Annotated in this window: 12 protein-coding genes; 9 read left to right on the top strand and 3 right to left on the bottom strand. The window is 36.7% G+C overall.

Annotation, left to right across the window (positions count from 1 at the left end; all coding sequences use genetic code 11):
• The first annotated feature begins 22 nt into the window (after positions 1 to 22).
• Complete coding sequence (gene icd, locus B5473_RS19855) at positions 23 to 1,285, top strand: NADP-dependent isocitrate dehydrogenase (protein WP_079528412.1); 1,263 nt, start codon at positions 23 to 25, stop codon at positions 1,283 to 1,285.
• 210 nt (positions 1,286 to 1,495) lie between these two features.
• Positions 1,496 to 2,434: a malate dehydrogenase gene (mdh, locus tag B5473_RS19850; protein ID WP_079528410.1), complete on the top strand. Its 939-nt coding sequence runs from the start codon at positions 1,496 to 1,498 to the stop codon at positions 2,432 to 2,434.
• Between the two features lie 53 nt (positions 2,435 to 2,487).
• Here the strand turns inward: mdh and B5473_RS19845 are convergent, their stop codons facing one another.
• The 3 genes from B5473_RS19845 to B5473_RS19835 are packed head-to-tail and all read right to left on the bottom strand — an operon-like array spanning position 2,488 to position 4,993.
• Positions 2,488 to 3,255, bottom strand: a complete 768-nt coding sequence (locus B5473_RS19845; RefSeq protein ID WP_079528406.1) for an ABC transporter permease subunit — start codon at positions 3,253 to 3,255, stop codon at positions 2,488 to 2,490.
• Between the two features lie 12 nt (positions 3,256 to 3,267).
• Positions 3,268 to 4,206 carry a sulfonate ABC transporter substrate-binding protein gene (locus tag B5473_RS19840; RefSeq protein WP_079528404.1) on the bottom strand — a complete coding sequence of 313 codons (939 nt, stop codon included), beginning with the start codon at positions 4,204 to 4,206 and terminating at the stop codon, positions 3,268 to 3,270.
• A gap of 13 nt (positions 4,207 to 4,219) precedes the next feature.
• Positions 4,220 to 4,993 carry an ATP-binding cassette domain-containing protein gene (locus B5473_RS19835; RefSeq protein ID WP_079528401.1) on the bottom strand — a complete coding sequence of 258 codons (774 nt, stop codon included), beginning with the start codon at positions 4,991 to 4,993 and terminating at the stop codon, positions 4,220 to 4,222.
• Between the two features lie 361 nt (positions 4,994 to 5,354).
• On the opposite strand from B5473_RS19835, the gene B5473_RS19830 reads away from it, so the two are divergent.
• From B5473_RS19830 to B5473_RS19800, 7 genes are all read left to right on the top strand, one after another.
• Positions 5,355 to 6,065, top strand: coding sequence for a response regulator transcription factor (locus tag B5473_RS19830; protein WP_079528398.1), 711 nt, complete (start codon positions 5,355 to 5,357; stop codon positions 6,063 to 6,065).
• Positions 6,065 to 7,603 carry a two-component system histidine kinase PnpS gene (pnpS, locus tag B5473_RS19825; protein ID WP_079528394.1) on the top strand — a complete coding sequence of 513 codons (1,539 nt, stop codon included), beginning with the start codon at positions 6,065 to 6,067 and terminating at the stop codon, positions 7,601 to 7,603. Before B5473_RS19830 ends, pnpS begins: the two co-directional genes overlap by 1 nt.
• A 267-nt stretch (positions 7,604 to 7,870) precedes the next feature.
• Positions 7,871 to 8,842 (top strand): FtsH protease activity modulator HflK, encoded by a 972-nt coding sequence (gene hflK, locus B5473_RS19820; RefSeq protein WP_079528392.1) that lies wholly within the window; start codon positions 7,871 to 7,873, stop codon positions 8,840 to 8,842.
• Complete coding sequence (gene hflC, locus B5473_RS19815) at positions 8,839 to 9,912, top strand: protease modulator HflC (protein WP_079528389.1); 1,074 nt, start codon at positions 8,839 to 8,841, stop codon at positions 9,910 to 9,912. The genes hflK and hflC overlap by 4 nt, the downstream gene beginning before the upstream one ends.
• A 165-nt stretch (positions 9,913 to 10,077) precedes the next feature.
• The gene (locus B5473_RS19810; protein WP_079528387.1) at positions 10,078 to 10,518 is read left to right on the top strand and encodes a DNA polymerase I; all 441 of its coding nucleotides are present in this window, start codon (positions 10,078 to 10,080) and stop codon (positions 10,516 to 10,518) included.
• 237 nt (positions 10,519 to 10,755) lie between these two features.
• Positions 10,756 to 11,910, top strand: coding sequence for an ATP-grasp domain-containing protein (locus B5473_RS19805; RefSeq protein WP_176142108.1), 1,155 nt, complete (start codon positions 10,756 to 10,758; stop codon positions 11,908 to 11,910).
• Between the two features lie 56 nt (positions 11,911 to 11,966).
• Positions 11,967 to 13,649, top strand: a complete 1,683-nt coding sequence (locus tag B5473_RS19800) for a methyl-accepting chemotaxis protein (protein ID WP_079528380.1) — start codon at positions 11,967 to 11,969, stop codon at positions 13,647 to 13,649.
• Positions 13,650 to 13,923: the final 274 nt, after the last annotated feature.

Here is a 13,923-nt window from a genome sequence, read left to right as displayed (position 1 = left end):
ATTATTAGGAGGCAAATTTCCAATGACTAACAAAATCGTAGTAGAGAATGGTAAATTAAACGTTCCAAACAATCCTGTTATTCCTTTCATCGAGGGTGACGGTATCGGTCCAGATATCTGGGCTGCAGCATCTCGCGTAATTGACGCAGCTGTAGAAAAAGCTTATAACGGTGAAAAGAAAATCGAATGGTTAGAAGTATTAGCAGGTGAAAAAGCATTCAACCAAACTGGCGAATGGTTACCAGCTGAAACTTTAGAAAAAATCAACGAATACTTAATCGCTATTAAAGGTCCTTTAACAACTCCAATCGGCGGCGGTATCCGCTCTCTAAACGTAGCATTACGTCAAGAGTTGGATTTATATGTTTGCTTACGTCCAGTACGTCACTTTGACGGTGTTCCTTCACCAGTTAAACGTCCAGAAGATGTTGACATGGTAATCTTCCGTGAAAACACTGAAGATATCTATGCTGGTATCGAGTACAAAGCTGGTTCTGACGAGCAAAAGAAATTATTAAACTTCTTACAAAACGAATTAGGCGTTAACAAAATTCGCTTCCCAGAAACTTCTGGTTTAGGTATTAAACCAGTATCTAAAGAAGGTACTGAACGTTTAGTACGCTCTGCAATCGAGTACGCTATTTCTCACAACCGTCCATCAGTAACTTTAGTACACAAAGGTAACATCATGAAATTCACTGAAGGTGGATTCAAACAATGGGGTTACGATGTAGCTGAAGCTGAATTCGGCGATAAAGTATTCACTTGGAACCAATACGATGCAATCAAAGCTGAGCAAGGCGAAGCTGCTGCAAACGAAGCACAATCTAAAGCTGTTGCAGAAGGCAAAATCATCGTAAAAGATTCTATTGCTGATATCTTCTTACAACAAATCTTAACTCGTCCTAACGAGTTCGACGTAGTAGCAACTATGAACTTAAACGGTGACTACATCTCTGACGCATTAGCTGCTCAAGTTGGTGGTATTGGTATCGCTCCAGGTGCTAACATTAACTACTTAACTGGACACGCTATTTTCGAAGCTACTCACGGTACTGCACCTAAGTATGCTGGTCAAGATAAAGTAAACCCATCTTCAGTATTATTATCAGGCGTATTAATGCTTGAGCACTTAGGCTGGCAAGAAGCTGCGGACTTAATTACAAACTCAGTAGAGAAAACAATCTCTTCTAAATATGTAACTTATGACTTCGCACGTTTAATGGATGGCGCTACAGAAGTTAAATGTTCTGAATTCGCTACAAAATTAATCGAAAACTTCTAATTAAAAGTTTTACTCATTTGCCTATATATGTGAAATTATGAACAAATTGTTTAGTAATGAATAATATAGTTATATAATTTTACAGTAATGGAAATAGTTTACTTTTATTAAATCAATATTGTTAAAAAGGGAGAGAACATTATGTTTTCTCCCTTTTTTTGTATATAATTTTCATGTGTAAAGATAATTACGTTGAAGGAGTGGTTCTAGGTGATATTAAAACGTAAAAAAATCTCAGTTATTGGTAGTGGTTTTACAGGTGCAACCGCAGCATTTTTAGCAGCGCAGAAAGAATTAGGCGATGTAGTAATTATTGATCTTCCAACAGCAGAAAACCCTACGAAAGGAAAAGCATTGGATATGTGGGAAGCAGCGCCAATACAAGGCTTTGATTCTTATGTAAAAGGCTCTTCCGATTATGAGGATACAGCAAACTCGGATATCGTTTTAATAACTGCGGGTGTTGCCCGTAAGCCAGGAATGAGTCGTGATGATTTAGTACAGATTAATCAGGGTGTCATGAAAGCCGTTGCCACGGAAATAGCCCGTACTTCACCTGATGCGACGATTATTGTACTTACAAATCCGGTGGATGCGATGACTTATACAGTATTTAAAGAATCAGGCTTCCCGAAACAAAGGGTTATTGGTCAATCGGGTGTGTTGGATACTGCCCGTTTCCGCGCATTTATTGCCGAGGAACTGAATGTATCGGTCAAAGATATATCTGCACTTGTATTAGGCGGTCACGGAGACACAATGGTGCCTTTAATACGGTATGCCTCGGTAGGTGGGGTTCCGTTACAAAGCTTAATACCTGCAAAACGTTTAGAAGAAATTGTGCAGCGTACCCGTGTAGGTGGCGGTGAAATCGTGAACCTTTTAGGTAATGGTTCTGCTTATTATGCACCGGCTGCAGCAATGGTGGAAATGGCAGAGGCAATTTTAAAAGATCAAAAACGAGTATTGCCAGCAATTGCCTATTTAGAAGGCGAGTATGGATATGAAGGGATTTACTTAGGTGTTCCGACATTATTAGGGGCTGGCGGTATTGAGAAAATATTCGAACTTGAGCTGACAGAAGAAGAAAAAACAGCGCTTGATCATTCTGCAGATGCTGTTAAAGATGTAATGAAAGCACTGAAATAACTAAAAAAGGGCCTTTCAGTTATTTACACCGAAAGGCCCTAATTGTTTTTTATTTACTGATATACTGGATTCCATTTCAATAATTTTTTCTCTAATAGTTTTGCAATGGAGTCCGCAATTTTTCCTAAAATAGCATACAAAATAATGGCCAATACAACAATATCAAGTTGCATATATTCACGGGCATTCATCGACATATAGCCAATTCCTGAACTTGCCGCAACCGTTTCTGCAACAATTAAAGTAAGCCACATAATTCCTAATGAGTAGCGAATACCTACTAAAATGGATGGCATTGCACCTAAAATAATCACTTTAAAAAACAGTTTGTATTTCGAAAGATTATAAATCTTCCCCATTTCGATTAACCGTGGATCAACATTGCGGATGCCATGGTATGTATTAACATAGATCGGGAAAAATACGCTGATAGCCACTAAGAAAATCTTTCCTTCTTCACCAACACCAAACCAAATAATAACTAACGGAATGAGTGCCAAATTCGGAATATTACGCAACATTTGAATAGTTGTATCCAAATAACGCTGTGCGAAAGGAACGATTCCATTTAAAATACCGATTACAAAAGCGATACTCCCGCCGATCAGGAACCCGATTAGAGCACGCGTCGTACTAATTTGAAGATGATCAAACAGAACACCGGAAACTGCTTGTTCATAGCCCGCTTTTACTACATCGGAAGGGGCAGGCAAAATTGTATTGGCAAGAATGCCGGTTTTATTCGATACTTCCCATATGACAATAATTAAAATAGGAATGATCCACGGTTCAATCAAATGAAACCATTTTTTCTTCTTCATTTTTCTCACCTCTTATGGTTTCCAAATATAGTTTTCGAGATTTTCTACAAGATTAGTCGTTAAACCAATGTCATAAAGATCTTCATTTAATCTTTGTAAATCTGCCTGTGCAGCTTCATCCAAATAAGTAGCTACAGATGAACGTCGTGCTAAGCTTGTTACCCAAACATCTGCGGCGATACCTGTATTCTCTTCAAGGATTTTGGCTGCATCACTTGAATCAGTATCAATGGCTTCACCGACTTTAGATAGTTCTTCCACATAGGCAACCACTGCGTCTTTATCGGATTCGATAAATTTATCAGATGCATAGTAGAAACCGCGGTGTTCCACAATACCTTCTCCTGTAGCTAAAATTTGATTGCCTTTACTTTCGGAAACCGTCATATACGGATCCCAAGTAACCCAGGCATCAACCTCGCCGTTTTGAAATGCGATAGTGGCATCCGCAGGACTTAAAATAACAGATTCTACATCATCCAATGTCAGATTAACTGTTTCCAGAGCAGTAACTAATAAATATTCGGAGATGGAAGCTTTATTGTACGCAATCTTTTTCCCTTTCAATTGTTCGATTGATTGGATAGAGCCATCGTTTTTTACTAAAATTCCTTCTGTTTGAGGAGATGATTCTTCACCTGCAATGTACTTGAAATTCATTCCTTTTGATAATGCCATCATTGAAGGAGCATCACTTGCATTGGCAAAATCGATCGCTCCGGAGTTTAATGCTTCCATAATTGAGCTTCCTGTATTAAATTCAGCCCATTCCACTGAATAACCTAATTCCTTTAATCGTGATTCTAGTTCGCCATTCGCTTTTAATAGCAATGTTGTACCGTTTTTCTGGTAGCCGATTCGAACCTTTTTATTTTCAGCATTCGATGATGAGCACCCGACTAAAATAATTGATAAAGTTAAGAGCAAAAAGACTGATAATAGTTTTTTCATTTGTAATGCCTCCTTAAATAATCGCTTGTAATTCTTTTTGTTTAGTTGGTGTTTCTGTATTTGGTTGTTGCCCTAATAAATGCTGAAGCAGAATTTCCTCAAGCTCCGCAAACTGCGGATTTGAACGTGTTCTTGGACGAGGAAGTTTTACCGGTAAATCTAAAGCAACGTTTCCGTCTTCGATTAATATAATTCGATCTGCCAATGTAATTGCTTCTGCCACGTCATGTGTCACGAGTAACGACGTATATTTTTGTTTTAGCCACAATTGTTCAATTAGATTTTGCATTTCCAGTCGTGTCAGTGCATCCAATGCACCAAGCGGTTCATCCAATAACAAAAGTCTTGGCTGTGCACTAAGCGCACGAGCTAATGCAACCCGTTGTTTTTGGCCTCCTGACAGTACATGTGGCCACTCTTTTGCACGGTCTTTTAATCCTACGTGTTCAAGTGATTTTAATGCGATTGGTTGCCAATCCTTTTTCAACTCTGTGCCAACCCCTACATTTTCTAAAACAGACAGCCATGGAAGTAAACGATCTTCCTGAAACATGACACGAACGCCTGAAAAGTCTTCCTGTTGAATACCGTCTTTTAAAGATTCTCCTGCTGTTTTTTGTTCTAAATTTGCAATGATACGAAGAAGCGTACTTTTTCCGCATCCGCTTTTCCCGACGATTGCAACGAATTGTCCAGCAGGGATTGTTAAATTAATATCCTTTAATACCTGTTTTTCACCGAAACTTTTTGTTAAATTTACTAACTCAATATTGATTCCATTTGTCATGGAAGCACCTACTTTCCGTTAAAATACTTAACATATTGAATTACTCGGAATTGTTGATAAAAAAATTTACACATGTCTTAAAGCGTGTATAAACAATTTTTCTAAATGTTACCATAATAATAAATATTCAGTCAATAGTAAAAATTATTTTACCAATCGAAATAATATGATTTAGAGATCTCTCCAATTAAAAAAGAGCATAGAAGTAGCTGAACAGAGGAATAATTGTACTTTTCAAAAAAAGTTGTTACTATGAAGATAGTGCTTTTATCAGTACATATTTAACGAAATAGTTGATAGCCAACCACTGGAAGATTGATTTTGAGATGGGGGTTTCAAATCGATTTTGGAGGAACTTATAATGGTTAAAACGGTTTTAGTAGTAGAAGATGAAATGCCAATTGCAACATTATTAAAATATAACTTGGAACAAGCAGGTTTTGAAGTTCTATTGGCTCATGATGGTCAGGCGGGTCTTGATACAGCAGTAGAACAAACACCGGATTTGATTTTATTGGATTTAATGCTGCCAAAACTTGATGGTGTTGAAGTTTGTAAGGAATTACGACGTTTGCGCATCAATATACCGATTATTATGCTGACTGCTAGAGACGATGAATTTGATAAAGTATTAGGTTTAGAGCTCGGTGCGGATGATTATATGACAAAGCCATTCAGTCCGCGTGAAGTAATTGCCCGAGTGAAGGCTGTGCTGCGACGTTTCTCTGGACCGGTTGTGGAAGAAACAGTTGAATCGAGTGAAGTAGTATACTCATTCGGTAATTTAAAAGTTTTCCCGGAGCGATTTGAAGCATTTATCGATGAAGAGTCTTTGGATTTCACGCCGAAAGAATTTGAATTGCTTGTTTACTTACTTGAAAATAAAAACCGTGTATTAACGCGTGATCAGCTGCTTAGTGCTGTATGGAACTATGATTTTGCCGGGGATACTCGAATCGTAGACGTTCATATTAGTCATTTGCGGGATAAAATTGAAGAAAATAGTCGTAAACCGCTGTTTATTAAAACAATTCGTGGTTTAGGTTATAAATTTGAGGAGCCAAAAAAATAATGAACGCAATGAAAAATCGTTTATTTTATTCGTTTATTTTAGTAATTGGATCAAGTTTAGCTGTTCTAGGACTGTTCATAGGGCAGCTTTTTCCATTTTTTGCCGATGAGTTTGTACATGAAGTGACAAAGGATTCTGAGCAGCAATTGGAGCAAGTGATCGAGCAGGAACAGATTGAACTTACTGAAACACAAAAAGAAGCCATTTTAGATACTTATACAATTGATCGACATGCAGAAGGATTACAAAGTACAAAGCAAAAAATATATTTAATTATTGCCGCATTATTACTAGGCGGTTTAATTATTATGAGTTTTATGGCATACCGGGTTGTAAGCAATTTTATTACACCGATTGTTAATATTACAAAAACTGCAAGAGAGCTCTCGAAAGGAAATTATCGTGCGCGTGCTTTTGCGAATGGACCGAATACAATTGTTGAATTAAGAAATTCCGTTAACATTTTGGCACGCAATTTACAGGATATTACGAAAACAAGAGCAATTGAAGAAGAACGTTTAAAAACATTGATTGAAAATATGGGCAGTGCGTTAATGATGATCGACCGTGAAGGTAATATTTCGATTGTTAACAAGAAATTCCAGACATTGTTCGAACTCCCGAAAGAGAAGCTCATTGGTAAGAATTTCATGATGCTCGGATTGCCAAAAGAGCTTGAGAAGTTTATCGATCATGTGTTTTTAACGGAATTACCATATCGACAGCAGCTTGAAATGGAAATCGCAAATGAAGAATATTATGAGCAAGTTTATGGGGCGCCTGTTGTTGGGGAACATGGACGCTGGCTTGGCGTTGTCATTGTAATGCATGATGTGAGTGAACTTGTGCGTTTGGAGCAGATCCGAAAAGATTTCGTAGCGAATGTTTCGCATGAGCTAAGAACACCGATTACTTCAATTAAAGGATTTTCTGAGACACTTCTAGACGGAGCATTTAAAGACGAGCAGATGCTGCTGTCCTTTTTGACAATTATTTATGATGAGAGCAATCGAATTCAGGTTCTTGTCAATGATTTGCTTGAGCTATCCAAAATTGAGCGGCATGGTTTTACACTCGATGTAGTGCCAACAAAGCTTCAGGATATTTTAGTAAGGGTTGTTGATTTGACAAGCTCACAATTGGAAAATAAAAATATGCAGTTTGATGTAGAGATAGTGCAGGATGCGGTTATTTTAGGTGATGTAAATCGTTTAATGCAAATTTTTACAAATTTAATTAACAATGCGATCGCTTATTCTAAAGAAGAAACTACAGTTACACTACGTATTAGTGCCAATGATCAATACGGAATATTTGAAGTGAAAGATGAAGGAATCGGTATTGATAAAGCTGAAATATCACGTATTTTTGAGCGCTTTTACAGGGTAGACCGGGCACGAAGCCGAAATTCTGGTGGGACAGGTCTTGGTTTGTCCATTGTAAAGCATTTGATCGAAGCACATAACGGTAAAATTACAGTAGACAGTGAAGTAGGAAAAGGGACGAGTATTAAAGTGTTCCTACCTTTGAAGGATTAAAATTTAACAGTAAATTTACAAAACGTTAAATTGAACTTTATACTGCGGTGTTATAGTTCTTAATAGAAACCCCCGTTTCTAAAAGAAGGTAACGCTTAGCAAGAAAACTAAATATAATAATGAAGAAACTGCGTAAAAAGTTGGAAACTTTTTATGCGGTTTTTTTCGTTTACATTTTTTGATAGCTCATTTTGAAAAAATATGAAACTTTTACAATTCATTACCCGTAGAATAAGAGGAAATTGAAAAGTAAGGAGGCTTTATACGATGAGTGTAAAAAGAACATTAATGTGGGTAGCACTTATTCTAATGGCTGTCGTAGCTATTATTGTTGTGACGACATCCTGGTATACAGTAGATGAATCGGAACAGGCAGTAGTCATTACATTTGGTCAAGCGGATGAAACAATACAAGATTCAGGACTTCATTTTAAATTACCATGGCCAATACAGTCTGTAGAGATTTTATCAAAAGAAACGTACAGTTTACAGTTCGGCTACAAGCAAAATCCGGATGGTACGGTGGAAGCATTCGATAAAGAAACAAAAATGATCACAGGTGATGAAAATATTGTTTTAACAGATCTTGTTGTTCAATGGCGCATTGTTGAGCCAAAAAAATATTTATTTAGTTCACAGGAGCCGCGAACGATTTTACATAATGCGACTTCCAGTGCGATTCGTTCAATTATTGGCAGCTCAACAATCGATGAGGCATTAACGGATGGTAAAGCTGATATAGAAGCAGAGACACGTGAATTACTTGTATCGTTAATCGAAAAGTACGATATCGGTATTGGGGTTTTAGGAGTTAAACTGCAAGACGTAGAAGTTCCGAATGAGGAAGTACGTGCAGCATTCACAGATGTTACCGATGCACGGGAGACAAAAAATACAAAGATTAACGAAGCGGAAAAATATGAAAACCAGCGTGTAAGTGAAGCAGTTGGTGAAGCAGCGGCAATTCTTTCAAAAGCGGAAGGGGAAAAGGCTTCGCGTATTGAGCAAGCGACAGGTGAAGTTGCGCTATTTAACCAGCTTTATGATGAATACCGCCTGAATAAGGATATTACACGTGAACGATTAGTACTTGAAACATTGGAGGCAGTTTTACCGAATGCCCAAATTTATATTATGAATGATGACGGCAGCGGTACGATGAAGTACTTGCCGATTCAGCCAATGCAAACAACACCTCCTTCTACAGAAGAGAAAAAAGAAGGGAGCAAAAGTGAATGAGTAACAACAAAAACAATTTTGACGGCGATTTAGATGAGTTTGTGAAAAAACTGTTCGGCAACAAAAAAGGTTCGAAAGAAGTGAAGGAAGTACCGAAAGCTGCCGATCCTGACCAGCAAGTAAATAATGGTGATACAAAAGCCAAAAAAGCTCCAACGCCATTAAAGAAAGATAAAAAGCCGGTAAATGTAAAGCAATGGGTATCTTCTGCAATTGTATTAACTGTTGTATTTGCCGCCTTAATCATCGTATTTGCGAATCTGTATATTGTAAAAGAAAACGAATATAAAGTAGTTCGCCAGTTCGGGGAAGTGGTGAAGTATGAAAGTGAGCCGGGACTTCATATGAAAATTCCGTTCATTCAAAGTGTGACAACTCTTCCAAGCAATTTAATGACACATGATATGACGGAAGAAGAGATCAGTACGAAAGATAAAAAGCGAATTATTATTGATAACTATACTGTTTGGCGTGTGACGGATCCAAAGGCATTGATTTCAAATGCAGGGCAGTTGCTGAATGCGGAAAGTCGTATGGAGGAGTTCATTTATTCGGCACTTCGTACAGAGTTCGGTCAGACGGAATACGGCGATATTATTAATGAAAAAGATTCAAAACGCGGGAATATTAACGACCGTGTTACACAACGTGTCAATGAGTTAATCGATTCAGCCAATTTCGGTATTGAAGTAATTGATGTACGAATTCGTCGTACGGATTTACCGGAGGAAAACGAGCAGTCTGTTTATACAAGAATGGTTTCGGAACGTCAATCGATTGCGCAAAAGTATCTGTCTGAAGGGGATGCGGAAAAGCGCAGTAAAGAGGCAAAAACAGATCAGGAAGTACAGGTAACACTTGCGAAAGCAAATAAAGAAGCCTCTGTCATCCGTGCAGAAGGTGAAGCACAGGCTGCACAAATTTATAATGCCGCTTACTCGAAAGACCCGGAATTCTACAGTTTATTCAGAACGTTAGAATCATACAAGAAAACAATCGGCAATGAGACGATGATTATTATCCCGTCAGACTCGCCATATGCCAAACTGTTATCCGGTCAATTGGATTAAAAAATGTGAAAGCCATTTGGAATGCAACCGTTCTAAATGGCTTTTTCTTGTGAGGAAAAAATTACATTATTTAACTTCATTAAATTTTCAAATTATATTATTGGAAACTATTATTTTACTGTTATACTATAGTATAGTTAGTTCATATAGGGGGAGTGGCAAAGTTTGAGTAAAGTAATACAGAATAGTTTAATCGCATTTATTATGGCAACATCTGTAACGGCGCTTTTTTATCAATCCAATATTAATTTCGTGAAGGTGGAAATTTTTCATATACCAATTTTATTTATTGCTATTTTAGTATTAAGTTTGTTTATCGCAGAAGACGTACGGGATTCGTTCAAGAAAGTACTATGGTTTGAAAAACGTGAAGACAAGCGTCCGATCTGGCAAGTTGGTATTGGTATGATCTTTTATTTCACACAAATTGGATTCGTGGAAGTATTTGCGCGTGGGTTAATGCCATACGATTTAGGCGGCATGCCGATGTATGTGATCATTCCATTTTTAAATGCCTTTTTATTAACGGTTATTTTTGAAGAGATTTTTTATAAAGAAGAAAAAAATAATGTACATGCTGTGAAATTCAAAAATAAAATTAAATAGATATAGAACGCGCGGGATCTTATCCCACGCGTTTTTTTTGTATTATAGCAAGTTTATTTATAAAAATTGAAAATAAATAGGAAAATTTGAATTAATGTGTATAATATAACAAGTGTAGTATTTTGTGCATATAAGATAATAATTTTTTTGGGGTATAAATACTTATATATCCTGAAAAATTAGGTAATAATGCACTTTGTTTAATTAATGGTCCATACATATAAGGAAGTGAAAGTTTTGATTTTATTAGATACAGCTTATGTATCCCCGCTCTTAGCAGAAACATTGATTGAAAAAAAAGTAAAGATTTTGGATATTCAACAACGGTTGATTCTAAATCACAAATCACAAGCTGAGCAAGATCTGAAGAAAGTATTTCAACAAGAGGATTTAATCATCATGAATTCCGAAGAAGCTGTTCAGATTCTAAATGAATATTATGCAGAATCGCATGTAACAAAAACAGCAAATTTATTTAAAAACAAATTTGCATTCAGAAAGCGTTTAGCTGAGAGTTACCCTAATTTCTTCTTTTTAGAAACTACTTCAGGGGAATTAGGGCAACTTGATCTATCCTCACTACCCTATCCGATAATCTTTAAGCCAACAGTCGGGTACTCAAGTGTTGGGGTTTACCGAGTAGAGAATGCACAAGAATTCCAAAGCATAATCGAGACGATGGAACAGTGGAGTGAAAACGATTCAGAGGATGTTTTGGGGAGCGAGTCCTTTATCATTGAAAGTTATATTGAGGGGCAGGAATTTGCAATCGATCTTTTCTTTGATGAAAAGAATGATCCGGTTGTGCTCAATTTATTTGCGCGTATGTTCAAAGACGAAAAAGATATGAGTGATCGTATTTATTATACGAGCAAGCAAGTCCTGCAAAATTACTTAGCTCCGATTACCGAGTATCTGCAAGGGCTTGGGGAAATCTTCAATTTACGGAAAATGCCGCTACACGTAGAACTGCGCATGGATGATGAAGGAACAATTGTCCCGATTGAAGTGAATCCATTACGCTTTGCAGGAGCTGGTACGACAGAATTGGGAAGTTTTGCATATGGGGTTAACTCATACGACTATTTTTTCGAACAGAAAAAACCGGATTGGGCTGACTTAATAAATGCAATGGACAATAAAATTTACAGTTTTACCTGTGCCGAGTTTGAAGGTGAGATAAAGGTTGATGACGAGCTTGTAATACACCATGAGTTATTGCAACAACAATTCCACCATATTTTAGAATATCGTCATATTCCGCATGGGCAGGGTGCGACGTTTGCTGTTATTTTCTTTAGCAGTGAATCATTAGCACAAAATGACCATATCTTATCGTTGAACTTTATGGATTATGTAGAAAAAAAAGAATATTTACATGTAAATAACTAAATTTGGGGGGACGCTTGGTGAAAACAATTTAATAATTGTTTTTAAGAGCAATTTAAATGTTAAAAAAATTTAATTCAGTAAAAACTAGGATTTTATTAGGGATTTTAGTTCCGATTATTTTATTAAGTATTGTTTTTAGTTCAATTTTATTCTTGGTTTCTAGTAACTTGATTAATAACCAGATCATTCCGCAGCACAATCAAAATTTATTGTTGAGTATGGAAAAATTCAGTACGCTTTTTGATACAGGCTTAGTGAATGATGCTAAGAAAAACAAGGATTCATATGAAAAATTACTGGAAGTCACAACTGATTTCCAAAATGATTTTGATTTGGAAAATGCCTATATTATGAGTAAAGTTGATGGAGAGGAAGTTATTTTGGTATTGGGGAATTCGGAAGATTACCTGACACCGCTTGCTTTCACAAAAGATCAGACAGCGGCACTTTCCACAACTGACATAGTGGCGAGCGATATTTATGAAGATGATTATGGTAAACATCAATCAACCTTTCTTCAAATTCCTGGGACTGATTCTGTTCTGGGATTGGATGCCGATGCGGATTTTATTGATGAATTGAATCGATTGTTAATTATAATTATTTTGACTTCATTGCTTGTTGCATTGATTATAGGCTCAATTATAGCGGTTATCGTTTCGAAAAAAATTGTGAATCCTTTAAATCAGCTTTTAAACCACACTGAAATTGTGGCACAGGGTGATTTATCAAAACAATTGGAAGTTTACAGTCATGACGAAATCGGGCATTTAACAACTAGCTTCTCGGATATGCAATCGCAATTGAAAGAGACTATCTACCATGTAAACGATACATCCGAACATGTTGAGGAAAGCTCTTCGATATTAAAAGAAACAATCGAACAGTTAACAATTACATCGAATCAGGTATCGGGCGCAATTCAGGAAATTGCTTCTAGCACTGAGATGATTACAGAAGGTGCTGTGCAGAACCGGGAGGCAGTGGAACAAATCGCATTCAAAATTGCAGAAATTTCCAATGTTACAAAGTTAGTAGCACAGGAAGCGATAGATACCAATAATGTCGCAACACAAGGAAAAGAAGTTATTCATAAATCTGTTGCAGGAATCGAAACAATTAATGAAACGGCGAAAATGTCATTAATGAAAACAGAACAAATGAATAGCCGTTCTTTAGAAGTTGGTCAAATCACGAAAATTATTTCAAGTATTTCAGATCAAATCAACTTACTTGCTTTAAATGCGGCAATCGAAGCGGCAAGAGCAGGGGAATACGGGAAAGGTTTCGCAGTAGTAGCGGATGAAGTTCGTTCATTGGCAGAACAATCGGCGAATTCGGCAAGCGATATTACGACATTGATTAATGAAATGCAAAAAGATTCAAATGAATCCGTTATTGCCATTAATAGTGTAGTAACAAAAATCGAGCAGGAAAGCGAGACGATTTATTCGGCTGTTGAAACATTTAATACAATCTCCAAATTAGTGGATAATATGAAAAATGAAATTCAAAATGTAACAGATGCATTCCAAGGTATTGTAACGGACTCTAATCAGGTACTTGAAACAACGGATATAACGGTTCAGTCTTTAGAAGAATCCAATGAGCATTCTCAAAGTATTGCTGCATCAATAGAAGAACAGACAGCATCGACTGAAGAAATGCTTAGCATCGCACACGAATTGAATGAAATGATTATTAAGTTAAAAGGACAAATTAATCATTTCAAAATATAAAGATTTGCTTTAGTTGCTAAATAACTTCTAAACTAAATGAACTTAATTCAATGATGGAAAAATCCAGATTATGCTATATTGCATTCATCTGGATTTTTTCTTTATAGGAGGGGATTCATGTTGTGGAGAATTTCATTTACATAATTATTATAAGAAGGAATTTGAGATAAAATGAGTCATTGCAACTAGAGGTTATTATCAGCTGAAGTTCAGTCCTTAGGAGGGACAGTTGCATTACGTCCAGCTTACTTGTGGCGAATAAGAATTTTATTGG

Source organism: Solibacillus isronensis, assembly GCF_900168685.1.
GTDB lineage: Bacteria > Bacillota > Bacilli > Bacillales_A > Planococcaceae > Solibacillus > Solibacillus isronensis_A.
Note: the sequence above shows the minus strand (reverse complement) of the source record. Positions and strands in the feature narration are given on the sequence as shown.